Genomic DNA, 26,337 nt, shown 5'->3' on the forward strand with positions numbered 1-26,337 from the left:
ATGTCTTAATTTGGTATGCGTAATACTTTTTGATCTTCAAAATATTGTTTCAAAGCTATCAATGCAGCTATTTCAGCTTCTGTGGATTTTTGGTCAATAATTACTTCAGGAGAATAATATTTTTTCACAAAATTAGTATCAAATTTTCCCGAACGGAAAGCTTCATGTTCGAAAACAAATTTACCAAAAGGTAAAGTCGTTTCTACACCTTCGATTTTGTATTTATCGATAGCTTTGAGCATAATTTCGATGGCTTCCTCTCTTGATTTTCCGTAAGCAATTAATTTTGATAACATTGGATCATAATAAATAGGAACATCCATTCCTTGTTCAAACCCATTTTCAACCCGAATTCCTTCTCCAACTGGCAATTGATATATTTCTAAACGTCCAACACTTGGCAAAAAATCATTTACGCAATCCTCAGCATAAACCCTCAATTCTACTGCATGACCATTTATTTTTAAATCTTCTTGTTTGATAGTTAATGCTTCACCACGGGCAATCCTTATTTGTAGTTCAACCAAATCAACACCCGAAATCATTTCGGTAACAGGATGTTCGACTTGCAAACGGGTATTCATTTCCAGAAAATAAAAATTATCGTTTTCATCGTATAAAAATTCAACTGTTCCTGCACCAAGATAATCGCAAGATTTAGCCACAAGAACTGCCGATTCTCCCATTTTTTTCCGAATTTCAGGAGTCAAAACTGAGGAAGGGGCTTCTTCAATCACTTTTTGATGACGACGCTGAATACTGCATTCTCTTTCGAAAAAATACAACACATTCCCGTGACTGTCGGCCATAATTTGAATTTCGATATGTCTCGAGGAAGCCACATATTTCTCAATAAATACTGAACCATCACCAAAAGCTGCTACCGCCTCGCTTATAGCTCGATTCATTTGAGATTCGAAATCGCTTTCCTTATCTACCACACGCATACCTTTTCCGCCACCTCCTGCCGAAGCTTTTATCAAAATTGGAAAACCAATTTTTTTCGCTGTTACTTTTGCTTCTTCTATATCGATAATAGCGTGATCAACACCGGGAACCATTGGAATATTATATTTCAAAACTGCTTCTTTGGCAGCGAGTTTACTACCCATTATTTCAATAGCTTTGGGTTTTGGCCCAATAAATATGATACCATTTTTTTCAACTTCTGCTGCAAATTCGGCATTTTCGCTCAAAAAACCATAACCAGGATGAATTGCATCTACGTTTAATGCTTTGGCTACTTCAATAATTTTATTTCCTAACAAATACGATTTATTAGAGGGTGATTCCCCAATCCAAACGGCTTCATCCGCATATTTTACGTGAGGTGAATTTCGATCTGCAGTTGAATAAACCGCTACGGTTTTTATCCCCATTTTCTGAGCAGTTTTCATTACTCTGATGGCGATTTCTCCTCTATTGGCAACTAATATTTTTTTCATTTGCTGATACTTATTTTTTTATTGGTCAAATGTAATTGCTTCGCCTGTTCGCTATTGCTCGAGTCGCATATCAACCATTGGTATTTACGAACCATTATGGGTTATGCTCATTTCATAATCTATTCAAATTCAATTAACAAATCGCCTTTTATCACTGAATCTCCAACATTTATAACAATCGATTTGATAACGCCATCTCGTGGTGAAAGCAAACTATTCTCCATTTTCATTGCGGTGAGAATTAATAAATTATCGTTTTCTAGTACAGTTTGACCAACTTCAACGTTAATTTCTAAGATTAATCCGGGCATTGGCGCTTTAAGTTGTTTAATTACTTTGGAAACTCCAACCTCAAAACCCATTTCTTGTAACAAAATATCCAATGGATTTGAAATAGCAACTTGATAAATGTTGTTATTGACTTTGACGGTATATTTTTTTTTATAGAAATTGGAATAGATAATTTCAGTTATGAAAGGGAGATTATTTTGAAGAATGTGAAACTTATTTCTTTCAACACTAACTGCGTCTAATTTTGAGGTGTTTTCGGTATTGAAATCAAACTCAAAAGTTTCGTTAACTTTAACTTTAAAATCGGAACTCATAATTGTAAATTTTATAATATAAATTTAACAATAAAAGTTCAATATTTAACAGTCAATATTACATTTACAAAGTCTATAAAATACTATTTAAAAAACGTATAAATTTATACAATTCCCTGATTTCTATTGAAATATAATGACGAAGGTGATGAATTCTAAAAGAATTTTCCAGTTTTAAAAAGTTAAAAGTTAAAGCAAATTGAAATTATAATTTCTTCTCTAAGTCAAATTTTAAATCAATTTCTACTGTTTCAGCAATTTTACTTTTAACTACCGAAGGTATTTCAATATTATAATCTAAAGGTTTTACTTTGAATTTGCAGGTTGTAATTAGTTTTTCTCCAGATTTTACAAAAGTGATTTTAGTTTTCACTTTTTTGGTAACTCCATGTAAAGTTAAATCGCCTTCAACATCAAAAGTGGATTTTGCAGATGCTGCTTTAGAAACATCAAAATTAGTGACTTTTCCTTTGAATGATGCTTTTGGAAATTGATCACTTTCGATATAATTCTCATTAAAATGTTCTTCCATTAATGGCACTTTAAATCTAAACCCCTTAACCAAAGCTAAAACTGCGATTTCACCAGATGAAGTATCAAAAAGACAAGAAACTGTGTTATTCTTAGCCGCGACCTCCTCAAAAGCTGGCATTGATGCTTCAAATTTAATTTCGCCAGAGCGAGTCATTAACTTTTGAGAAAACAATATCGTAGATAAAATTAGAAAAACAAGTGTCGTTAATATCTTTATCATAGCAATTCTTTTTTTAGTTGGGAAATCCGTTGGCGACCCATTTCTTAATGGTATTTATATTTACCTGAGGCATTCTGCCTGATTGTGGCATAACTGCACCACAAGATTGATCATCAATTCTACAAATCACTTTCCCATTTTCTGTGGCATTTCGAACCTGCACATACGTTTCCATCGTGGGGTACTGTCCTGCAGCGTCACTATGACATCCTAGACAGTTGTTGTTTATTATAGATTTAACATTAGCGGTATACGTAGGATTTGCAACTTCTCCCGATACTTCATCGTATGTCGATGTTTCACATGAAAAACCAATACAACAAGTTATAAATATCAAAATACTAATTTTAATTGCTTTCATAATTTAAAATACTCTATATAAATTAAACCCAAAATAAATTCCCTTTCCATCTGTAATTCCTGTAGCGTTTGTAAAATAACTAACATCATTCATAGGCTGACTATTCGAAAAAACTAACTGAAATACGTGTCCGCCAGTTTCAATATCCATTCCAACGGTTACAGGATTGTGATAAAAACTAGTTTCTTTTGCATTCAATCTAAAGGCATATTCAGCATTAATACTAATTCTTTTTGATATTTTGTGTCTTCCTCCTAAGGCTAAAAGAAAATTATCTGCTTTTTCAAACCTAGGCTCATATAGGTTTTTACGAATATAAATAGGATTTAATTCCATTGAAAATGCATTCGAAAATTTTCTTGAAATTGGTAATTGTGTACTAAAAGCAAATCGATTAGATATTTTTAGATATGGAAATTCGTCTTCGCTAAGATTTGAATTAATATCCATAGTATTGTATCCTACAATTGTTACCGGAAAACCATTAACCTCCTGATTCGCAAATTTATATTTTGCTGCTAACTCATAATTTTTATTTAAAGTATGACGAGAAAGCCCTAGAGTTAACCAATTTGTCACTCCATAAAGCCCCCCTATTTTTGTTAAAGCATTATCAAATCCGAAGAAGTTACCGAAACCTTCTGTTAAATCTCCAAATCGATGCGCAACTAAAAAATACCATTCGCCTTTTGAAGCCAACTTAGTTGATTGCATTGTACAAACTTGTAATCCTTTGAAAGCGGCAGTTGCTATTTCTTTTTTCACAATACTGTCAGAATTTAATTCCTTAAATAAATCATCTTGTGCACTAGTGAAACCAAACCAAAAGAGAAAAAATAGTGAGAAAGTAATTTTAGATAAATTCATTTTTTTTATTCTATTTTACGATTAAACATTGATCTAATTTTAGTTCTTCCAAAAGGTCATCATAACCCGTAACTCTCCCTTTTATTTTTACTTGACTATTTAGTGCTACTTTTTCTAAAACTTGTAATTGACATGAAACTTTTTCATCTAACGTAATTACATTGTTATTGACACTGGTAACTTTTCCAGAAATTTCAACCGCTTTATTTATATATTTTGCAGTTGCCATTTCAGAGTTGGTAGAAAACTCCCCAAAAACATCTACTGCAGAAATGAAAAACTCGGATTTTTCTTTTTCTAAATCCCTTGCTCCTGCAGTCATCACATAATTATATGAAAAAAAACCCAAAATCAGGACAACAACTAAAATTGCTAGTATTTTAAAAAATTTTTCCATAGTTGAAAAAAAGGGCTACGATAAATAAACTTTATGAATTACAAATTTAAATCCGATTAATTAACGATTACTTTTTTCCAAGATTTTTCAGAATCATTTTGCAATTCTAAAAAATAAACTCCTGATTGAATTCCGTTTACATCAATTTTAACTTCTCTAGAATCATCAGAAAGTTTAATTGCTTTAACCAAAGCTCCTGTTTGATTGTATAAATTTACTTTAGATAAATTAGTTTTTGTTTTGATATAAAACTCTCCATATGATGGATTTGGATAAACAGAAGTTGCATTTAAAGAGAAATCCTCTACACCTAAAGTAGTAAATGAACCAGTAGCGAATCCCCTATTCCCTCCACCGTGATTAGCGAGTGATGTACTTACTGTTGAAGAACGCGCCCAAGCCAAATCAATAGAATTGGTAGAAGCATAGGGCAGTTGTAGGTCATTAACATCTGAATTCGTAAGTGCTCTTTCAAGAGTTAAAGTTCTAACACCAGATGCAACTACATTGTTAACAGTTACCCAATCTTGACTAGAATCTGACGCAGGAGAAGCAAATCCATTATAATTCCTATCGGTTAATGAAGTGGCGTAAACTACAACATCTCCGTCTGACATTCCAAAACCTTCAAGAACTCCCAATCCCATTGCGAACCATCTATCAGAAGGTCCTGTTAATACTAAAGTTACTTTTGAAGAAGCATTATTCAAAGTAAAATTAGCAGTCATGTTAGAAGAAAGATTAATAACTCCCGTTGTCTTTGATTGAGAAAACCCCGAAAATGCCAAAAAACAAAATAATAAAATAGTAATTTTCTTCATCGTTATTTATTTAAGTAAGTTAATAATCTCTTCATTATTTGAAAAAACAGCATATTCGAAAGCTGTTTTGTTTTGTTTGCATTTTAGTGTTGTGTTGGCTTTTGCATTTAATAATTTTTTGACCATTTCTGTATTTTTGAACTGAACTGCTAACATTAGAGCTGTTAGCCCGTTGACATCTGTCAGATCAAGATTCACACTTTTTTTTATCAGTTCATCAACCAATAGAAACTCGCTTTTAAAAACACAAGCCATTAAAGCAGTTCCGTTATTAGAAACATAATTCAAATTGGCTCCATTTTCAATCAAAAATTGAGCTACTTCTTGATTTCCTCTGTAACACGCTAGAATTAGCATACTTGACCCCTTATCATCAATAGCATTGACACTATTTTTATCATTATCAAAAAGTAGTTTTATATCAGAAAGATTTCCTTTTCTGGCTACATCAAAACAATTGGTGTTTTGGGAAAAAGCTACATTAATAGTCAGGATTAAGATAAATAGAGATTTTCTTTTCAACATATTTAATATTTAAATGGCTAATATAGTAAATATAATAGTTCGTTTAAGACGAACATTTGTTAAATTTATATTACTAATTTTCAAGCGATTAAATACAAAATTGTAATGAAACTTTGTGTTTTAATAATCCGTATTTTATTTAATATTTTATTATCAAATTACTAAAATCGGTGCTTAAAATGATTAAAATTTAAATTATTGATTTTACAAAACCAACAACCCAAATTCTCTTAAAGTATTCACAGGTTTTGAATACCAAAACAATTCGAAATTTTCAAATTGAACTTCAAAATCAGATTTTATTTCTTGAAAAGTGTAGATTTTAGATTTAGAAACTGAGATTTTTTCAAGCATTTGCATCAACCATTCTCCTTCGTTTTTTCCTGTTTGAATGGTAAAACTTTCTTTTTTGTCGTGAAAAGTTAAAGTCATCAACTCCCAAGAATTTCCTTTTTTGGATTTTGTGAAATGTTCTACAATGGGCTTCCCTCCTAGCCAGACAATTTTGGCAGTTGGTTTTATATTGAAATCATCTTCTTCCTCTAAAGCATTGGCAACAAAATCGGGATGGATTTTTGTTTTTGGGATTTTAAAGTCAAACCACTCTTGTAATTCATAGTCAAAGCAAATGCCGTGCATAAAGTTAAAAAGAGACTTTTTTAAGCCAAAACTGAATTTATCGTGATCGATTCCTGTTTTGTCAACATAATTAATATCGTTATTGGCGAAAGTTCCAATAGTTTCGGTTTCCTTGACAACTCCAAATTTTTCTGGGTACATTCCCACTGGACTGTGAGCCGTCATCGCAAATTGATGCCAAAAACCAGATTGCAAAACACCCACTTCAAACAATTGACGAACCATTTCTAGACTATCCACCGTTTCCTGAATGGTTTGCGTTGGATAACCGTACATTAAATAAGAATGCACCATAATTCCGGCTTCAGTAAAATTTCGAGTGACTTTGGCCACTTGTTCTACCGTTACGCCTTTGTCAATCAATTGCAACAATCTATCCGAAGCCACTTCGAGTCCGCCAGAAACGGCAATACAACCCGAGGCTTTCAACAACAAACATAAATCGGCAGAGAAACTTTTCTCGAAACGAATGTTCGTCCACCAAGTAACCGATAATTTTCGGCGTAGAATTTCGAGTGCCAAAGCGCGCATCAAAGCTGGTGGTGCCGCTTCGTCTACATAATGAAAACCATTTTGACCCGTTTGTGCTATCATTTCCTCCATTCGATCGCACAATAAATTGGCGGCAATGGGTTCGTAGATTTTTATGTAATCTAATGAAATATCACAAAACGTACATTTCCCCCAATAGCAACCGTGCGCCATCGTGAGTTTGTTCCATCGCCCGTCGCTCCACATTCGGTGCATTGGATTCACGATTTCGATCACCGAAATGTATTTATCCAAAAACAAATCGGAATAATCAGGTGTACCTACTTCGGATTGTTTATAATCGGGTTTTAATGAATTATTTTTATAAACTACTTTTCCGTTTTCTAGAAGAAATGTTCTTTTAAATTCGTTGGAAGCTGGAAGCTGGAGGCTGGAAGCGAGGAGTTCTACAGGCAATTCGCCATCATCGAGCGTAATATAATCGAAAAATTCAAAAACACGAGCATCCGAAAGCGAACGCAATTCAGTATTTGGAAAACCGCCTCCCATCGAAATTTTGATGTTTGGATAATGCTTTCGAACCCATTGCGCGGAACGAAAAGCGGAATATAAATTCCCAGGAAAAGGAACAGAAATCAGGAATAATTCAGGTTGAATGGTCTCGATTCTATCTTTTAAAAGCGAAAATAAAACGTTGTCAATATAAGTGGGTTCTTGTTGTAAAGCAGTATATAATTCATCGAAAGAGTTAGCACTTCTGCCCAAACGTTCCGCATAACGACTGAAACCAAAATTGGCATCGACACATTCTACAATAAAATCGGAAATATCTTCGAGGTACAAAGTCGCCAAATGCTTGGCTTTGTCCTGCGTTCCCATCGTTCCAAAAGCCCAATCTAATTCTTCTAGTTGAGCAAAACGAGAAGCTTCCGGTAAATAATCTTCCTGACAAATTTGTAATGCCAATGTTGGATTTTTCCCTTGCAAAAAGGCAATAACCGAATCTATGGTTTTGATGTATTCGTCTTGGAGAGCGAGAATTCGTTTGCAGTTTTCTGACACTTCCCCAACTTTAAACTTTAAACCTGAAACTTTAAACAAATTTTCAAGTCCTTCTTTCGAAAACAATTTCAAAATTACTTCAATACCCAAATCTGCCTGAGTTGCCGAAATGTTTTTGGTGTTCAAAAACCCTTTGATATAAGCCGTTGCTGGATACGGAGTGTTCAGTTGGGTAAACGGTGGCGTGATGAGAAATACTTGGGTTTTCAAAGGAATTGTTTTGTGCAAAAGTAACTCATTTTAGAATTTAGGGAACCATTCAGCATATTCTATTTTCAAAACATTAATTGCCTACAGCTTTAGCTGGAGGAATAAAATTGAACTGTTTTTAATGGCTTTAGCCAAAACAGCATACTTTTTGGCTAAAGCCAATGCTACATTGATTCCTTTTCCTCCAGCTAAAGCTGGAGGCAAGCCAAAATTATTGATATACTGAATACGAATTTAGAAAAGAATTGGATTCATTTATCGAACGTTTTCTGTATTTTGGAATAAAATTACTACTTTTAAAATCTCAAAAAGAATACAATGACAATCCAAGAATACCTCTCCAAAATAAATACGCTTTATCGAACTGGCAATGCACGGGAACATTCTTATCGTGGTGATTTGCAAAACCTAATAATGGCCATTTTACCCGATATTTTAGTGACCAACGAACCCGCAAGAGTCGATTGTGGCGCACCCGATTATGTATTGACACGCAAGGATGTGCCTGTAGGTTATATCGAAGCCAAAGACATTGGAGTCGATTTAAAAGACAAAAAACTCAAAGAACAATTTGACCGTTACAAATCGGGATTGTCGAATTTGGTTTTTACCGATTATATGGATTTCCATTTTTATAAAGACGGAGAACTCACCACTAAAATTGCTATTGCACGAGTAGAAAACGGATTGATTGTACCGCAACCCGAAAACTTTGAGCAGTTTACACAATTGATAAAAAACTTTGCCCAAACCATTTCGCAAACCATCAAATCGCCTACCAAACTAGCGCAAATGATGGCAGGAAAAGCCAAGTTGATGGCCGATGTTATCGAAAAATCATTGACCAATGACGACCAAGAAGGCAAACGCTCCCAAATAAAATCGCAAATGTTGTCGTTTCAACAAATGCTGATTCACGATATCGACAACAAAGCTTTTGCTGATATTTATGCCCAAACCATTGCATACGGAATGTTTGCCGCAAGATACCACGACCCTACTTTGCCCACTTTCTCCAGAATGGAAGCCGCTGAATTAATCCCAAAATCGAATCCTTTTCTCAGGAAATTGTTTCAAGACATTGCAGGTTTTGATCTCGACACTCGGTTGACTTGGATTGTAGATGAACTCGTCAATATTTTTCTGGCTAGTGATGTGGCAGTCATTATGCGAAACTTTGGCAAAAGCACCAAACAAGAAGATCCCGTGGTGCATTTTTATGAAACCTTTTTGGGCGAATACAATCCTGCTTTGCGAAAAGCCCGTGGAGTTTGGTACACACCGCAACCAGTGGTGAACTTTATTGTTCGTGCGGTAGATGATATTTTGAAAACCGAATTCGATTTGCCACAAGGATTGGCCGATACGAGCAAAATAAAAATCAAGAAAAAAGCCGTAACCCAAACCGGAACGGGCGCCAACTCGAAGATAAAAGAAGTAGAAACCGAAATCGAAGTTCACAAAGTACAAATATTAGACCCAGCCACGGGAACTGGAACATTTCTTGCAGAAGTAGTCAAACACATTCACAAAAAATTTGAAGGACAGCAAGGCATTTGGAGTAAATATGTAACCAATGATTTGATACCAAGATTGAATGGTTTTGAATTATTGATGGCAAGTTATGCTATGGCTCACCTTAAAATGGATATGTTGCTCACTGAAACAGGCTACAAACCTACCGACGACCAACGTTTTCGTATTTTCCTGACCAACAGTTTAGAAGAAGCACATCCTGATACCCAAACTCTTTTTAGTTCGTGGCTCTCGGACGAAGCCGACCAAGCCAATGCCATAAAGCGTGATGCGCCTGTTATGGTAGTGATTGGGAATCCGCCGTATAGCGGCGAAAGTGCCAACAAAGGCGAATGGATTATGAACCTAATGGAAGATTATAAAAAAGAACCCGGCGGGAAAGAAAAATTAAAAGAAAGAAATCCGAAAATGATCAATGATGATTATGTTAAATTTTTACGTTTCGGTCAACATTTTATAGATAAAAATGGAAGTGGCATTTTGGCTTTTATCAATCCACACGGATTTTTAGATAATCCTACTTTTAGAGGAATGCGTTGGAATCTTTTGAAAACATACGATAAAATTTTCACCATAGATTTACACGGAAATTCAAGAAAAAATGAGGTTTCACCTGATGGTTCAATAGACCAAAATGTATTTGATATTATGCAAGGTGTTTCTATTAATTTATTTGTAAAAACAGGAAGGAAAAAACAAGAAAATCTAGCAGAAGTTTTTCATTATGATTTATATGGTAAAAGAGAATTTAAATATAATTTTTTATCTGAAAACTCTTTTAAATCAATAATCTGGAAAAATGTAAATAACATTTTTCCAGATTATTATTTTGTTCCAAAAAACTATGATATCCTTGTAGACTATGAGGCAGGTTTTTTTATAAATGAATTATTTATTACCAAATCATCAGGTATAAAAACTTCAAATGATGCTTTTCTAGTCTCTTTAGATAAAAAATCGTTAATTGACAATATAAAATCAAATTTTCAAATTGAACCAAACTTAGATGCAATAAAAAAGTATAGTTACAAACCTTTCATAGAAAAATATATTTATTATGATGACAAATTGATTGGTAGAAGTAGAAAAGAATTTATGTCTAATTTTATTTCTAAAAATAATTTAGGAATTTGTATTATGAGAAATTTGGTTAATACAGATTCTTTTAGTTCAATTTTGTTAACTAATAATCTTTTAGATATTAATTTCTATGGTTTTCAAACATATTGTTTACCATTATATTTATATCCCGAAACCACCGCCCAACAAACATTAGACGGCAACAATTCAAGAACCCCCAACCTCAACCCCGAAATTGTAAAACAAATTGCTGCCGGTTTGGGCTTGAGTTTTACCAACGAAAAAGAAACAGAAGGAGAAGTTTGTTTCGCCAATAGTAATGAGTTGCGACCAGAATTTAGACAAAGTTTTGCCCCAATCGATTTGCTAGATTATATCTATGCCGTTTTGCATTCGCCAAGTTATAGAGAGAAATACAAGGAGTTTCTGAAAATTGATTTTCCGAGAGTGCCGTATCCAAAAAACCCACGCCAATTTATTGATTTGGTTGAGCTAGGCAGTCAATTACGCCAAATTCATTTGCTGGAAAGTCCTATTGTAAGCAACTACATCACGCAATATCCCGAAGATGGAGATAATGTAGTGGTAAAGCCCAAATACGAACAACGCAACTATGTAGTAGAGAACAACTCCATAACACATAATGATACACCCAAACCTATTGGAAGGGTTTTCATTAACGAAACCCAATATTTTGCGAACGTTCCCGAAGTAGCTTGGAACTTTTACATTGGTGGCTACCAACCGGCTCAAAAATGGCTCAAAGACCGCAAAGGCAGAGAATTGAGTTATGAAGATATTTTGCATTACCAAAAAATCATTGTGGCATTGAGCGAAACTAGTAGGATTATGGAGGAGATTGATGGGATTGAGATATAAGGTGTTTCTATCACTAAGAACAAAAAGTTTAACTAGCCCGAATTCGGGGTAATTTAAAAAAATGAATTGCCTCCAGCTTTAGCTGGAGTAATTTAGGAATGAATGTAAATTGGCTTTAGCCAAAAAAATTGCTTTTTTTGGCTAAAGCCATTAATAAACTAAAAATATTATCCCTCTAGCTAAAGCTAGAGGCAATTGATAGTATGAAGATCAAAAAACTAAATAGTAAAAGATAACTGAACCACAATTCTATCTTTACAACCTATATTTTACCAGAAAATTATTGTGGCAATGAGCGAAACCTACAGGATTATGAAAGAAATAGATTTAATTGAAATTTAAAACTTATGATCACTTTTTCGAATAGCCAAAAATTAAGAGACTATTTACCTAAACTCATAGACAGCCGAGAGAGAATTGGTTTGTTGTAACCAGAACCAACGGATTGGAATACAAAGGGCATTTTACTCTAAAACGATAACTATCAAAACTTTTCCTCTTTTTTCTAAAACAATTTCACAATCACTTCGATCAAGCTTGAGTTGAATAACTATTTTTATAATTAATAAATATTTGAAACATTGCTGGTTCAATTTCAAAAAAGAAGTTTTTTTGAAAGAAATAACTCATTTATAAACCTGCCAAGAATTGATTGCAAAAAAGTTATATTTGCAAATTAGAACAAAAATTTAATGAAAATAATTCTTACTGGTGCCACAGGTGTTTTAGGTTCTCATATCATGTATGAGCTTTTGGAACTTTTTATAAAAAAACCGAATCTCAATAACAAGCTCTATATTATCGCCCGAAATAACGGAAAAAATTCAGCCGAAAATCGCATAAACGAATTGTTATCTAGCTACTACACCCCTAAAATCCTTCAAAACATTGGACTAAATGACCTTAATAAATATATTGAAATCATAAACTTTGATATAGTTGTCAAAGAGGAATTATTTTTAGAAAAAATTAAAGGGGCATACCTTATCCACTCGGCTGGTTATGTAAATCTCTCTACCGACGAGGAATTAAAAGACAAAATATTCGATGAAAATGTTCAATTAACAAAGACTCTTTTTTCGGTTTTACATCCTTATATAAAAAAATTCATTTACATAGGAACTGCTTTTTCATCTGGAATTCGAAAGGGTCTTATTGGCACTGATTTTCATAATTTAGATTTTACACCCGAGCATCGTAATACTTATGAATATGCCAAATATCACTCCGAGAATTTTATAGCCAGAGAATGTCGAGCAATAGGCTTACCTTTCCAAATTCTCCGTCCAAGTGTTATTGGCGGCAAAATGTTAGGAACAGAAAACAACTATTTCATTCCAAAATATATGGTCTTTTACCTTTTAGCTAAGTTTTTTCATTTTACTGCAAATCGCAAAGGCAAACAGGAAAATGTTCGGATTATCGTCAATGCCGAAACAAGTTTGAACATAATCCCAGTTGATTATGTTGCCAAAGTTGTTGTCAATACATTTGAAAAAGATGATATTGAGCAACTGAATATAGTGAACAAAAAAAGTTTCAATATGCTAAAAGGTCTGGAGTTGATTATGAATGAAGTGGGTTATACAAATTTTACTTTTATAGCAAACGACTTAGATTTTGAATACAAGAACTCTGTTGAAAAAATGTATTACGAAAGTATCGGCAAGCATCTAAAACCCTACTTCATTTCGGATGCCAATGAATATGATACTACTTTATTGAATTCCATTCTTGAAATTCCAAAATTAGACAATGAAGGTTTTACAAATTTGATTCGGTATGCTATTGCTAATAATTTTCAAGACATTAAGGTGTAATTAGCACTATTATTTCGATTGAAAAATTACTTCAAAATTGTTAGCTTTTAAGAGGATATAAGTCTGCTGATTAAGAAAAATTTGGTTGTCAAAGGAATTGATTTGTGCAAAAATGAGAGATAATTTTAGTTTCTTTCCATAAACAAATTGAAATTAAAAGAAGTTGGATCAATCTTTCCTTTTTTGTAAAGTTCAGAGTGAGAGAAAATAATCTTCATTCGAAAGTTTTTCAAATTCCTAACAGCAAATTTCAATGTTTGATTCCCATTAATAATAAATATTTTTATCACTTGGGATTGCCCCAGAAAATTGACAAATCTTACCTGCAAAAATTAAAGCGTTCTTCAATGCCTTTTGCACATCATTTTCTTTGAAATAAGAATTTAAAAAACAAGCTAAAAACCCATCTCCAGCTCCAATTGCATCTTTGAATAAATTATCCGAAACCATTTGGGTTGATTCTTGAATAATTGCATCATCCCAGTATACCCTTGCTCCTTTTTTGCCTTGAGTGCGAATAATTTTGATTAAATTGAATGTTTTTTTCAAGTAACCCAAAAGTTGATTTTCTGTAGATTGTTGATAGATTTCTTTCAGATACATCCATTCATCATCGTTTACCTTTAAAATGGTGGCATTTGAAAGACAATAATTAATTGTATCTTCTGAATAAAAATCTCCTCTCAAATTCAAGTCACAAACAAAAATAGCCTTTGGATTCTCTGACTTGTATTGTGAGAAAGTGGTTTGATTCTTTTCAAAATGCAATGCCAAACTTCCGTAAATAAAAACATCTACTGGCTTATCTAAGCCAACATAGTCAATAAATTGCCATGCTTTTTCGGTTTCAATGGTATAATGTGGTTCTTTTTCGATAAATTCAACACTTACAAAACCTGTGGGATGATTTGTATCAAAAGAAATTCCTTTTTCAATATTTTCTTTTTTTGCAAAATCAAATATTTCGTTACCAAAATCATCTTTTGCAATTTTACTAATAAAAATTACTTGATTTCCAAAACGTTTCAAATGAATGGCTACATTAAAAGGAGCTCCTCCAATAACATTTTTGTCTGGAAGGCAATCCATTAATACTTCGCCAAAAGTTACTAAATTTTTCATAATTCGTCGGGATTAGAAGTTGCATATTCATTTTCTGGTTCAGGAATTACGTGAATTCTCGAGTCACTTAATGAGATGATGGCTGAACAAACATATACTCCTATTTTACCATCATTATATTTAAAATCCAATAATGTCAATTTCACTATTTCATTAATAGAAAGTTCATAATAGTTTCCATAACGAATAATCTTGAAATTAATTTGTCTATTTTCTTGAATTTCAAACTGATTTGTCTGAAGATTTTCAAAAATAAAATTATTTTTCACGTCTTTTTCGTTAAATCCCCAAGCCCTAAACTGAACTAAGCCATTTACAAAATCTACTGATATATAATATCCAGTTCCTTCTCTATCACATTCAATTACAAAACCCGTTTTACCCATTCCCTCAACGGTCAATGTTCCTTCCCAAACAAAGTTGTTTGCGGGTTTTTCAAAGCAAAAAACTTCGTAACCACTTCGACAGCCACATTGCCATTTATTTTCATCTACAAAAGTCAAATTTGCCGTTGGATTACCTAAAATAGCCGTTGGAAATGGAAAGTCTTTTTGGAAAATTGTTTTTAGATAAAGCGTTTCCCAATAATGATAGGTTTTTAATAAAAGCCTGCCATTATTATCAACATCCAACTGTTTTGGAGGAGGTATAACACGATGAGTATTAACATTTCCACCAACAAAATAAAAATTATATATCAAAAAATAATCTCCATCTTTTACAATTCTTGCTGCATAATTTCCTTGTGGCAACAATACGTTATCATGAAATGCATGATATTCCCCTTTAAATTCTGGAGAAAACCAATAACGAACTTTAATATCTTCTCTTATTGAACCTAATAAAAAATGTGTTCCTTTTATTTCTACCACCGAAGGACATTCAACATCATCATATACAAAGGGAATATGCAATGGTTTTTGAAGAATGAAACCATTTGATTCTCTTTTCGCCACACCAATACATCCTCTTCTATATGTAGGCCCTATTGCGTTTCGAGCACAAATCAATAAATAATCTTCTCCTTCAAATCGATATTTAAAAGGATCTCTAAAACTTAACCATTCACGGGGATTATTCTTTGAATTCTCATAAAATGGCCCTTGAGTTTTAAAAGGTAGACCATATTTATTTTCTTTCGTCCAATGAATTAAATCAAGTGATACAGCCCTTCCAATTTGTTGCTTAATTCCTTTATCTCTCCTCTTTAACCCTGTGTAATACATTTCGTAACCTTCTCCTTCAAAGTTTTTACTAACATGCATGGTCCATATCATATCATCATCCCATTCCCCGGGATCGCCTACCCACAAAGCATTTTTCACTCTTTTCCACGAAAAACCATCTTTAGATATTGCATGTGCAATGTAGTCATGATTAGGAATAATCAAATGAAATAAATGATGAACTCCATTATCATCTATAAATACATCAACATCTCCTATTTCCCAATTATTAAAACCTGAACCTGAATACATATTATTTAATTATTTTATAATGTTTTAATCCCTCTAGAATTCCTGAGGAAGCGGAACTTTTAGCTACATATATATTTTTAGTTGTTTTATATTCGGCTAATTCTACACTTCGATTGCCTACGATAATTCCTTTAACAGAACTTCTGAACATGTCAATGTCATTTCCAGAATCACCCGCGGCAATTACACTTGACAAAGGAATTGACCATTTATGGCATAAAAATTTGATTGCATTTCCTTTTGACGCTCTTTTAGGTAAAAAATCAAGAAACTCGCCATGACTTGGGATTATATTTACTTTATACCATCCTGTTCCTAAAACTTTGATTAATTGCTCGTGACTGTATTTTTCCTTATCATAATAATACGAAATTTTGAAAGGATTTTGAGCCTCTTCGTCTTGCGGTTTTAACCAAGAAATTCCTTTCAGACGATTTATAATATCTTCTCTTTTCCAACGACCTGCCAAAAATGTAGCCCAACCTTTGTCTAAAATATAATCATTTCCATTTGTGTAATAAATTTCAGTCCCCACAGAACAGATAATAAAATCTGGTAAGGGTAGTTGTTCCTCTTCAATAACTTTTTTAACCAAATCTATGTTTCGTCCTGATGCCAAAGCAAATGCCATTTTATCAGTATGATTCTTTAGATACGTTTTTAATTCCTCTAACCCAGGATTATTCAATTTGGACTCAATCAATGTCCCATCAATATCCGAAACCAATAAATTTTCGACCTTTCTTTTTAATCGTTCAATATTAATATTGGGATAATGTTGCTTTTTGATTCCTGAACCAGATGAAAGCAATAAATTTTCATTAATTAATCCAACATATTGATTGACGTGACTCAACCAACTGTACTGTTTTTGAATATTAATAGCCCCATTGTTCGAATAATATTTCCATAGATTTTCGTTGGTTAAGATATTTTTTATAGATTTTTTAATTTCATTTTCATCCAAAGGATCTACCAATTCACCATTTTCACAAGTAGGAATAATCTCCGATGGCCCACCGTTTTTTGTAACCACTACAGGCAAACCAGAACTTGCGGACTCTATAATTGTTAATCCAAAATTTTCATGCAGGGTTAAATTTACAAAGACGCCTCTTTTTTCGGCAGCATAACGATATATAATAGAAACCTCGTTTTCTACATCATGTTTTTTAGGGATTGCCATTTTACCATACAAATCATATTTGTCCATTAGCAACAATAAATCTGTTAAAACATCTTTTTCAGATTCTGGCATTTGCGAAATATCCTTACGTATTCCTGCAAAAATGACAAGATTAGCGATACTTTGTAGCTCCTTATCTTTACCATAAACATCAATCAATGTATGAAGATTTTTATGACGATCAGGTCTAGAAAGAGCTAAAATAATGGGTTTGTGCGGATTGGTTAAAAATTTAGAAATAGTTTCTGCAACCCAATATTTTCTTTGTACTTCTTCCATTTGTTTTACACCATCACTTTCAACATGATAATAAGGAACAAATTTTCGAGTATCAATCCCAGGAGGAATTGCATGATATTTTCCTAAATGAAAATTTTTATAGGGCTTATAAGTTACTATTTCTTGCTCTGTAGATGTAATAATAAATTCTGATAGTTCTAATGTTTTGTCTTCGGCTGCAATTCGCTCTTTAAATTTAAATTTTTTTTCCCGTTCTTCGTCAAGCATACCGGCTGCGATTAGTTTTTCCTGCTTATAAAAACCCAAAGAATGACCAGTATGTGCAAAAGGAATATTTAAAATTATTGATAATTCACTAGCAACATAACCTGCATCTCCATAATGGGAATGAATCCAATTTGGAAATATATCATGAAGTTTGATGTGCTGTACAACACCATTTACATAAGCATCTAAACCCACCCATAATTGTTCTTTTGGCTTGTATTTTTTTCCCAAAAAAGGAATTCGCCTAATATCAAATTTTTCATTAACGATTTCAATAGGCACTGCATATTCCGAGGAAAGATTTTTATCATCAATCAACCTAGTAAATAAATGAACATGTTCTACATCCTGGTGGTGTGATAAAAACTCGGCAAGTTCAAAGACATACTTAGTTTGTCCACCATTATCTGCATCTCTTCCAATCTCAAGACCCGTACCTTTAACTAGCCCGTGAATATTGATTAATGCTATTCTTAATTTTTTTGTATTATTTTGAATTGTTTGCATTTTGTAATTTAAGAAAAATAAAAACAATTCAGAGTCAAATTTAGAGAATTAACCAGATTATTAATAAATTAGCATTTTCTTATTAAGAATAATTGTGTTTATGAAAGATGATTTTGCTAGTTCCAAAAAGCAGAAAATAAATATCTTGTCGTAACAAGACCCAACAGGCCGGAATACAAAGGTCATTTTAGTTTAAAACGATAACACATATCAAAACTGTTCCTCTTTTTTTCGAATCATCAAAAGTGCCAAAACCGAAATCAATGCAGCAATTGATAAATACAAACCAACATAACCAATTCCATAATTTTTAGCTAACCAAATGGCAATTAATGGCGCAAAAGAAGCTCCCAAAATTCCAGCCAAATTAAATGTCAAAGAAGCTCCTGAATACCGAACTTCTGTAGGAAACAACTCTGACAAAAAAGTCCCCAATGGACCATAAGTCAATCCCATTAATCCCATTCCGATACAAACAAAAGTGGTGATCATTGGTATACTCCCCGATTCCATAAAAAACGAAAAAGTGAATCCGAAAAACATAATCAAGGTCGATATGAAAACCAAGATTCTTTTTCGCCCAAATTTATCGGCCAATACTGCAGAAACTGGAATTCCAACCACAAAAAATAATATCGAGAACAATTGAATGATTAAAAAATCACGTCTCGAAAATCCTAAATCAGACGTGGCCCAACTCAAACTAAAAACTGTCATTAAATAGAACGTTACAAATGTCGCAACAGCAGCAAAAGTACCAAAAATCAATTCCCATTTATAGGATTTCAAAATCGTCAGTATTGGAATTTCTACTTGCTTTTTAGTTTCCAAAGCATTTTCGAAAGAAGGAGTTTCAGTAATTTTCAATCGAATGTAAAACCCAACTACTACCAATAACGAACTGGCGATGAACGGAATTCTCCAACCATAATCAAAAAATTGTTCTTCGGTAAGCAAATCACTCAACAACAGAAAAGTCCCGCCAGACAGCAACAAACCAATTGGCGCTCCCAATTGTGGAAACATTCCGTACCAAGCACGCTTTCCGGGTGGCGCATTTTCGATGGCCAATAAAACGGCGCCACCCCATTCGCCACCCAAACCCAAACCTTGACCAAATCGACAAAGCATTAATAACAAAGGCGCAACAATTCCGATACTCTGATAAGTAGGCAACAATCCTATACAAACCGTAGAGATTCCCATCGTCAATAAAGCAGCAACCAATGTCGCTTTTCGACCTATTTTATCTCCAAAATGTCCAAAAACAGCAGAACCAATAGGTCTAGCAAAAAAAGCTATCGAAAAAGTTGCCAAAGATTCAATAGTGGAAGTTGTAGGATCTGAACCCGGAAAAAACAATTGTGGAAAAACTAAAACCGCTGCATTGGCATAAATATAAAAATCAAAAAACTCGATGGTTGTACCTATCAAACTGCCAAAAAGTACGTGACCCAAAGAATTTGCTTTCGCCGGATTAGAATTATTTTTCATATTGAATTTTATAAATTTCGATAAAAATGATGCTAATTTTCGAAACTAACAAATATTTAGTTCCAATAATTTTTCACTAAATTAGCATCAAATAAACTCCAATATGCCAACAGACTGTATCAACTATCAAAATTCAGGATATTTCTCTCCTTTAATGAATGACTATTTAGAGCAAAAGTCCAACTTACAGTCACTTTACAATAGATTTCCAAGTCTTGAAAATTTCGAAGAACAAATCATTGAAAAAAAAATCAATTTCAATGGCAATGACAATATCAATGGTAATGCTAAAAGAGAAGTTTTAGCTACAGTTTTAGAAGCGCAATATGCTAAAATAATTGCTTCAACAACAACTTTAAACAACATTAAACTCTTAAACAATTCAAAAACTTTCACAATTACGACTGGCCATCAACTGAATTTGTTTTCTGGGCCTTTGTATTTCCTGTATAAAATTATTTCGACTATCAATCTGACCAAGGAATTAAAAGCAAAATATCCTGAAAACAATTTCGTGCCCATTTATTGGATGGCGACCGAAGACCACGATTTTGACGAAATTAATTACTTCTATTTCAAGGGTCGAAAGTTTCGCTGGAACAAGGAAAGTACCGGTCCAGTTGGACGATTATCCACCGAAGGTTTGGAAGATTTTTTTGAAGTTTACGCCCAAAAATTGGGATCTGGAAAAAATGCCGAAGTCATCAAAAAACTCTTTCAAGAATCCTATTTGAACCATTCCAATCTGGCCGATGCCACTCGTTTCTTAGCCAACGAACTTTTTGGCGAACAGGGATTGGTTATTCTCGATGCCGATAATCCAGATTTAAAACGAACTTTTGCAACTTATATAAAGGAAGAATTAACACAGCAAACTTCCCATAAAAAAGTCATTGAAACCATCAAAGAACTTAAAGATTACGCCATCCAAGTAAATCCACGTGAGATTAATTTGTTTTATATGGAAGATGATTTGCGAGAAAGAATCATTTTTGAAAATGAAATTTATAAAGTAAATAACACCAAAATAGAATTATCGGAAACTGAAATTTTAGAATTAGTAGAAAATCATCCCGAAAAATTCAGTCCCAACGTGATTATGCGTCCATTATATCAAGAAGTGATTTTGCCTAATTTATGCTACATTGGCGGAGGCGGAGAAATTGCGTATTGGCTAGAACTGAAATCTTTTTTCGATGCTGTGAAAGTTACATTCCCAGTACTTTTACTTCGAAATTCGGCACTATTGTCCACCGAAAAGCAAGCTCAGAAAGCCAATAAACTAGGAATGTCTTGGGGTGATTTGTTCTCCAAACAAATAGATTTAGTAAATACCAAAACAGCGGAATTATCCGAGTTTTCAATCGATTTTACACCACAAAAAGAACAGCTTCGAAAACAATTTGAAGCCCTTTTTGAAATTGCAAATCAAACCGACAAATCTTTTCTTGGAGCAGTAAAAGCACAGGAAGCCAAACAAATTAGAGGGTTAGAAAATTTAGAAAAACGTTTATTGAAAGCCCAAAAACGGAAATATTCAGAAACAATAGAGCGAATTACCGATTTACAAAACGAATTATTTCCAAATAAAAGTTTACAGGAACGCCAAGCCAACTTTTCGGAATTTTATTTAGAAAACGGAAATGATTTTATCGATAAATTGATAGCAACTTTGAAACCTTTGGATACAAATTTTGAAATAATAACTTTACATTAAAATTATACAAACTCATATTCTATAACAATCAAAAAACCAATCCAATGATTAAAGAACGTTTAACCTCACTTGATATTTTTCGGGGATTTACGATTATGTTGATGACTATTGTCAACAATCCAGGAAGTTGGGGATCGATTTATCCTCCCTTACAACATGCCGAATGGAATGGCTGCACGCCAACAGATTTAGTTTTTCCTTTTTTTATTTTTATAATGGGAACAGCTGTACCCTTTGCGATGCCAAATAAAACTTACGACAGCACAATTTTTTATAAAATATTGGTGCGCTCTTTACGTATTTTCTGTTTGGGTTTATTTCTGAATTTTTATAGTAACATCGGCTTTCTAGGTTTGCATGGTATTGCATCATTAATAGAAAAAATACTAATAACCTTCTTTGTTGCCTATGCATTATTGGGAAACTTTAGCCCAAAAATAAAAACAATTTTAGCTTTTTCGGTTTTAGGAAGTCTACTATTTCTGACTTATAGCGGTATTCCAGCCTATCAAAATATTAGGATTCCAGGGGTTTTACAACGCATTGCAATTGTGTATTTTTTTACTTCGCTTTTGTATTTAAAATCAACAATGAAAACTCAAATTTGGGTAGCTGCAACGCTATTATTGGGCTATTGGGCCTTAATGACACTTGTTCCAGTCCCCGGAATTGGGGCAGCAAATCTTGAAAAAGGAACAAATCTAGCTGCATATATAGATAATCTATTTTTGAAAAACCATATGTACAGCCAAACAAAGACTTGGGATCCAGAAGGAATATTATCTATGTTACCAGCAATTGCCTCAGGTATAATAGGAATGTTGATGGGACAAATGTTGAATAAACCGCTGCCAAAAATCGAAATTGTTAAGAAAATGATTTATTTTGGGTTTGGTTTAATCTTTTTTGGTTTAATTTGGAACTTTCTATTTCCCATAAACAAATCACTTTGGAGTAGCTCATTTGTTCTATTCACATCAGGATTAGCCACTTTATGTTTGAGTCTATTGTATTATATAATTGATATAGCTAACCATAAAAATTGGATAAAACTATTCTTGATTTGGGGTGTAAACCCTATGATTGTATTTTTCTTTTCAGGAATAATTCCTGAGGCAATTTCTATGATAAAAGTGGATCATCCTGAACTCCCCGGCGAACTACTCGGATTTCAAAGTTACTTTTATAATTATGGAATTGTACCATTATTCAAAAATCCAATGGATGCTTCTTTGACATACGCATTAGTTTATTCTGTATTTTGGAGTATAATTTTATGGATTCTTTATAAAAACAAACTGATTTTCAAAGTTTAATTTGGAAGAGCTAATCCTATAAATCTAATTTCATCTTGCGAATTTTAAGGTAAAATAGGATAATTATTCAATTAATAAATACTATTTTTGCCCCCAATCAAAAAAAATGCAAAATGGCTACCAATAGAACTTTTACAATGATCAAACCCGATGCTGTCAAAAACGGACACATTGGAAATATTTTGGCAATGATAACCAACGCAGGTTACCAAATTGTTTCACTGAAATTGACTCAATTATCAGTAAAAGATGCTGAAAATTTTTATGCCATTCACGCTGAAAGATCTTTCTTTGGAGAATTGGTAGAATTTATGTCAAGCGGACCAATAGTTGCTGCTATTCTTGAAAAAGAAAATGCAGTTGACGATTTCAGAACTTTGATAGGAGCTACAAATCCCAACGAAGCTGCCGATGGTACTATTCGTAAAATGTATGCAACTTCATTGGGTGAAAATGCAGTTCACGGTTCAGATAGTGATGCAAATGCAGCCATAGAAGGAGCTTTTCATTTTGCAATAAGAGAGCAGTTCTAGATTTATGAATTAAGATTAACGATTTTTGAATTAAGATTTATAAATCCTACAAAAACAGAAAATCCAGTTTCAAATTTTGAAACTGGATTTTTTTTATTTATTTATTCCAAAGCTTTCAACAAACCTTCGGGAGCTTTTTCCAGATACATTTGGTTTTGTAAACTATTTGCGGATTTTGAATCTTTAAAATAGTCAAATTGAATTCCTGGATCAGATTGTTTCATTTTTGCAGTTCCTGTAATTTTACCAATTGCAAGTTTCAATAGAGGCTCAGTTGTACTACCAAGAACATCAAGAGTGCTCAAGGTTTCTTTTAATTGATAAGTAGGTACTAAACCAGTTTGATAATCCCCAAAACCAGCTCCATTGACAATTTTCAAAACTAAAGGTTGCATCGCATAACGATGATTTGGGTTTCTGTTTTCTTTTCCGAAAGTAGGGGAATCGTATAAAGTTACCGACCCTACATTTTTTCCAGTGGTTATATCGCCAATTTGAACCACTGTAATATAAGGCTTCAATCCGTTAATTACTAATTCACTAGCCGAAGCTGTGCTTGTCGAAGTAAGAATGTAAATCTTGGTCATATTGACACTATTTATAGGAGCCGTTCCAATTTTGTCAGTAAATAAATTTTTTAGAGATTCAGGATCGTTAGAGGCAAAATAGGATTCTATTTTGGTATTCCATTGTTCTTTCGAAAAAACTTGTCCTGTAAAAGCTCCTGTAATCATACTAGCAAGTCTAGTTGCCGTTTGAATCGAGCCACCGCCATTATATCTTAAATCTAGAACTAGATCGGTTATTCCTTGTGATTTTAATGTTCCAAATGCAGTATTAAGTTGGCTATCATAATTAGCATAAAAGGCATTGTACATTAAATAGCCAATTTTATGCGAGCCTGAAACAATCACTTTATTAACTAATATTGGATTTTCGTCCAAAACACTTTTTGTCAAAGCTACTGTTTTTCCATTGGGCGTAACTGTTCCGCCGTTGATGTCTGCCATATTTAAGGTGTAATCATTATTTGAGCCAAATAACAAGGATTGGTAATTATCTATGGTAAGTTGAGTCCCATTTACACCATAAAAAATCTCGCCACGTTTGATGTTTTTTGTCGATGCGTCAGAATTGGGGATAATGTAGCGTACCCAACCAAATATTTCTGATGAACCTGAAAACTTTCGGCTTAAACCAAATTCGACACCATTATTATTGGTTGTTCCTTGGAGTTGTCCTTCTAATTCCAAATAATCATCAACAATCCAGCTGAATCTATCCACGGCTTCTGAAGCAGGATAAAGACTTTCTGGTTTGTACAATAAACTTTCAAATAAACTTTCTGGTTTGGAATATCCGTTTAAAAAGGAATACAATTCTCGTTGATTTGCAAATTTATTGTCAGATAAATTAGGTACATCGGCTTGCCATAAATAATAAACATTCAATCCTTTCCATATAAAATCATTAATATCCAAATTTGCGAAATCATCTTCATCTTGACAGCTTTGGAAAATAAATGACGACAGAATAAATACAATAATATATTTGAAAGTTGTTCTCATATTTAGGTTTCGATTTCTAACGTAAAAATAGCAATTTAAAATTTTAACTTTACCTTTATACTCAAAAGTTATTCCAACTTATAATAAAAGTATAAATTTTAGAATTTTATTGCATTGGCACGAGCTTTGTTATTAATTTGCTAAGTTTATATTTATTAAAACTTATAACACAAAAAAATGAAAAAAATTATAGTAACAATTGTATTAATTTTGGTTTCCAATGTGTTTTTTGCTCAATCGGCTTTTGATAAATACGATGGGCAAGACGATGTGACTTCTATCATTGTGAATAAGAAGATGTTTCAAATGATGGGAAGCGTAAAAGTGGATGCCAATGACAAAGAAACGCAGCAATATTTGACTTTGATGAAAAAGTTAGATAACCTGAAAGTGTTTACAACCACCAGTACTAGAGTTTCAACAGAAATGAAATTATCTACTGATAGTTATATAAAAACTGCTGGTTTAGAGGAGTTGATGCGTACCAATGATAGCGGAAAAAACGTTAGGATATTGGTTAAGTCCGGAGCGGTTGAAGGGCAAGTAAAAGAATTATTGATGTTTATTGAAGGTTCAAACAAAGAAAATGAAACTGTATTAATGTCGTTGACGGGTAGTTTTGACTTAAGCGAAATTTCGGTTCTTACTGATAAAATGAAAATCCCTGGCGGCGATGATTTGAAAAAAGCAACGATAGGCAAGTAGTTTTAAAAATCATTTAAGTAGTATTCAACATTATATTTTACTATAAAAAGAAGCCTCGACATTAATGTCGAGGCTTCTTTTTTGATGTTTAGATAGTTGAATTCTATAGTGTCTTATATAAATCAATACTTTTTTTTGAAATTTGAGATAATTTATATTTTTTGAACAACATATCGAAGTACAATTTCGATTTTTGAAAATCCTTATCCTTGTAATAATAATTCCCTAAGTATTCAAACATCTCAATAGATGCGTAGCCTTTATCAATAACTCTTTCGTATGTTTTTCTAACATCAATTAATGCTACTTTTTGTTTGCTAATTGAATCGTAAATAACGGTCTGCGAATTGGCATTGTGTGTACCCAACACTATAAATGAAAAGATAAAAAATACCGATAAATTCTTTTTTAATGTCATTTCAATTTTTCTATATTTATACTAGAATTTAATAATGGGGGAGGCTAAATTACACTTTTGAAATTAATATGCAAATCAATTTTTAATTTCTTTCAATGAGTAACTCTTTTATTTTCAATTTATTATTCTGCGAAACAAACGGTTTTCAATTATATAATTAGTATTCATGACTTTAATTAGCAGCATTTTATTCTGTTGTCACCACGACGGTATTGAGGATCAAGTCTAAATGTTGTGGGGAAATATTAAATTTCGATATTTGTCTTTTTAAATTAAATACAAATGCAAGATTC

The 26,337-nt window shown here is 33.0% G+C and carries 21 protein-coding genes; 6 read left to right on the plus strand and 15 right to left on the minus strand.

Annotation, left to right across the window (positions count from 1 at the left end):
• Window positions 1-5: 5 nt before the first annotated feature.
• The 9 genes from FNW17_RS14965 to FNW17_RS15005 all read right to left on the minus strand — a co-directional run bounded on the left by FNW17_RS14965 (window position 6) and on the right by FNW17_RS15005 (window position 8,178).
• A complete protein-coding gene (locus FNW17_RS14965) occupies window positions 6-1,445 on the minus strand; it encodes an acetyl-CoA carboxylase biotin carboxylase subunit (RefSeq protein WP_144072064.1) in 1,440 nt (479 codons plus the stop codon).
• Between the two features lie 119 nt (window positions 1,446-1,564).
• Window positions 1,565-2,050, minus strand: a complete 486-nt coding sequence (locus FNW17_RS14970; RefSeq protein ID WP_144072065.1) for an acetyl-CoA carboxylase biotin carboxyl carrier protein subunit — start codon at window positions 2,048-2,050, stop codon at window positions 1,565-1,567.
• 205 nt (window positions 2,051-2,255) lie between these two features.
• Window positions 2,256-2,804 (minus strand): YceI family protein, encoded by a 549-nt coding sequence (locus tag FNW17_RS14975; RefSeq protein WP_144072066.1) that lies wholly within the window; start codon window positions 2,802-2,804, stop codon window positions 2,256-2,258.
• Between the two features lie 13 nt (window positions 2,805-2,817).
• Window positions 2,818-3,141, minus strand: coding sequence for a hypothetical protein (locus FNW17_RS14980; RefSeq protein ID WP_235893289.1), 324 nt, complete (start codon window positions 3,139-3,141; stop codon window positions 2,818-2,820).
• A gap of 27 nt (window positions 3,142-3,168) precedes the next feature.
• A complete protein-coding gene (locus tag FNW17_RS14985) occupies window positions 3,169-4,032 on the minus strand; it encodes a DUF5777 family beta-barrel protein (RefSeq protein ID WP_144072067.1) in 864 nt (287 codons plus the stop codon).
• A 10-nt stretch (window positions 4,033-4,042) separates the two neighbouring features.
• Window positions 4,043-4,429, minus strand: coding sequence for an OB-fold protein (locus FNW17_RS14990; RefSeq protein WP_143391613.1), 387 nt, complete (start codon window positions 4,427-4,429; stop codon window positions 4,043-4,045).
• A gap of 56 nt (window positions 4,430-4,485) precedes the next feature.
• Window positions 4,486-5,250 carry a T9SS type A sorting domain-containing protein gene (locus tag FNW17_RS14995; protein WP_143391612.1) on the minus strand — a complete coding sequence of 255 codons (765 nt, stop codon included), beginning with the start codon at window positions 5,248-5,250 and terminating at the stop codon, window positions 4,486-4,488.
• Between the two features lie 6 nt (window positions 5,251-5,256).
• Window positions 5,257-5,775, minus strand: a complete 519-nt coding sequence (locus FNW17_RS15000) for an ankyrin repeat domain-containing protein (RefSeq protein ID WP_143391611.1) — start codon at window positions 5,773-5,775, stop codon at window positions 5,257-5,259.
• A 204-nt stretch (window positions 5,776-5,979) separates the two neighbouring features.
• Window positions 5,980-8,178, minus strand: coding sequence for a B12-binding domain-containing radical SAM protein (locus FNW17_RS15005; protein ID WP_144072073.1), 2,199 nt, complete (start codon window positions 8,176-8,178; stop codon window positions 5,980-5,982).
• Window positions 8,179-8,496: 318 nt separating this feature from the next.
• Between FNW17_RS15005 and FNW17_RS15010 the strand changes: the two genes are divergently transcribed.
• Together FNW17_RS15010 and FNW17_RS15015 are read left to right on the plus strand one after the other, a co-directional pair.
• On the plus strand, window positions 8,497-11,673 hold the full coding sequence (locus tag FNW17_RS15010; protein ID WP_144072068.1) for a type ISP restriction/modification enzyme: 3,177 nt from the start codon (window positions 8,497-8,499) through the stop codon (window positions 11,671-11,673).
• A gap of 692 nt (window positions 11,674-12,365) precedes the next feature.
• Entirely contained in the window at window positions 12,366-13,493 is a 1,128-nt protein-coding gene (locus tag FNW17_RS15015) for an SDR family oxidoreductase (RefSeq protein ID WP_144072069.1), read from the plus strand.
• Between the two features lie 267 nt (window positions 13,494-13,760).
• Here the strand turns inward: FNW17_RS15015 and FNW17_RS15020 are convergent, their stop codons facing one another.
• The 4 genes from FNW17_RS15020 to FNW17_RS15035 all read right to left on the minus strand — a co-directional run bounded on the left by FNW17_RS15020 (window position 13,761) and on the right by FNW17_RS15035 (window position 19,787).
• Window positions 13,761-14,615 (minus strand): PfkB family carbohydrate kinase, encoded by an 855-nt coding sequence (locus tag FNW17_RS15020; protein WP_143391608.1) that lies wholly within the window; start codon window positions 14,613-14,615, stop codon window positions 13,761-13,763.
• On the minus strand, window positions 14,612-16,093 hold the full coding sequence (locus FNW17_RS15025) for a glycoside hydrolase family protein (RefSeq protein ID WP_143391607.1): 1,482 nt from the start codon (window positions 16,091-16,093) through the stop codon (window positions 14,612-14,614). Before FNW17_RS15025 ends, FNW17_RS15020 begins: the two co-directional genes overlap by 4 nt.
• A 1-nt stretch (window position 16,094) precedes the next feature.
• A complete protein-coding gene (locus FNW17_RS15030; RefSeq protein WP_143391606.1) occupies window positions 16,095-18,293 on the minus strand; it encodes an HAD-IIB family hydrolase in 2,199 nt (732 codons plus the stop codon).
• A 210-nt stretch (window positions 18,294-18,503) separates the two neighbouring features.
• Window positions 18,504-19,787, minus strand: coding sequence for an MFS transporter (locus FNW17_RS15035; protein ID WP_144072070.1), 1,284 nt, complete (start codon window positions 19,785-19,787; stop codon window positions 18,504-18,506).
• 103 nt (window positions 19,788-19,890) lie between these two features.
• Here FNW17_RS15035 and bshC point away from each other — a divergent pair, with 103 nt between their 5' ends.
• The 3 genes from bshC to FNW17_RS15050 all read left to right on the plus strand — a co-directional run bounded on the left by bshC (window position 19,891) and on the right by FNW17_RS15050 (window position 23,353).
• Window positions 19,891-21,504, plus strand: coding sequence for a bacillithiol biosynthesis cysteine-adding enzyme BshC (gene bshC, locus FNW17_RS15040; protein ID WP_143391604.1), 1,614 nt, complete (start codon window positions 19,891-19,893; stop codon window positions 21,502-21,504).
• A gap of 44 nt (window positions 21,505-21,548) precedes the next feature.
• Entirely contained in the window at window positions 21,549-22,820 is a 1,272-nt protein-coding gene (locus tag FNW17_RS15045) for an acyltransferase family protein (protein ID WP_144072071.1), read from the plus strand.
• Window positions 22,821-22,933: 113 nt separating this feature from the next.
• Window positions 22,934-23,353 carry a nucleoside-diphosphate kinase gene (locus FNW17_RS15050; protein ID WP_144072072.1) on the plus strand — a complete coding sequence of 140 codons (420 nt, stop codon included), beginning with the start codon at window positions 22,934-22,936 and terminating at the stop codon, window positions 23,351-23,353.
• A gap of 101 nt (window positions 23,354-23,454) precedes the next feature.
• Here the strand turns inward: FNW17_RS15050 and FNW17_RS15055 are convergent, their stop codons facing one another.
• On the minus strand, window positions 23,455-24,921 hold the full coding sequence (locus tag FNW17_RS15055) for a S41 family peptidase (RefSeq protein ID WP_143391602.1): 1,467 nt from the start codon (window positions 24,919-24,921) through the stop codon (window positions 23,455-23,457).
• 177 nt (window positions 24,922-25,098) lie between these two features.
• Between FNW17_RS15055 and FNW17_RS15060 the strand changes: the two genes are divergently transcribed.
• Window positions 25,099-25,626, plus strand: a complete 528-nt coding sequence (locus FNW17_RS15060; RefSeq protein WP_143391601.1) for a DUF4252 domain-containing protein — start codon at window positions 25,099-25,101, stop codon at window positions 25,624-25,626.
• Window positions 25,627-25,729: 103 nt separating this feature from the next.
• Here the strand turns inward: FNW17_RS15060 and FNW17_RS15065 are convergent, their stop codons facing one another.
• The gene (locus FNW17_RS15065; RefSeq protein WP_143391600.1) at window positions 25,730-26,044 is read right to left on the minus strand and encodes a hypothetical protein; all 315 of its coding nucleotides are present in this window, start codon (window positions 26,042-26,044) and stop codon (window positions 25,730-25,732) included.
• Window positions 26,045-26,337: the final 293 nt, after the last annotated feature.

Source organism: Flavobacterium franklandianum (assembly GCF_007097365.1).
GTDB classification, from domain to species: domain Bacteria; phylum Bacteroidota; class Bacteroidia; order Flavobacteriales; family Flavobacteriaceae; genus Flavobacterium; species Flavobacterium franklandianum.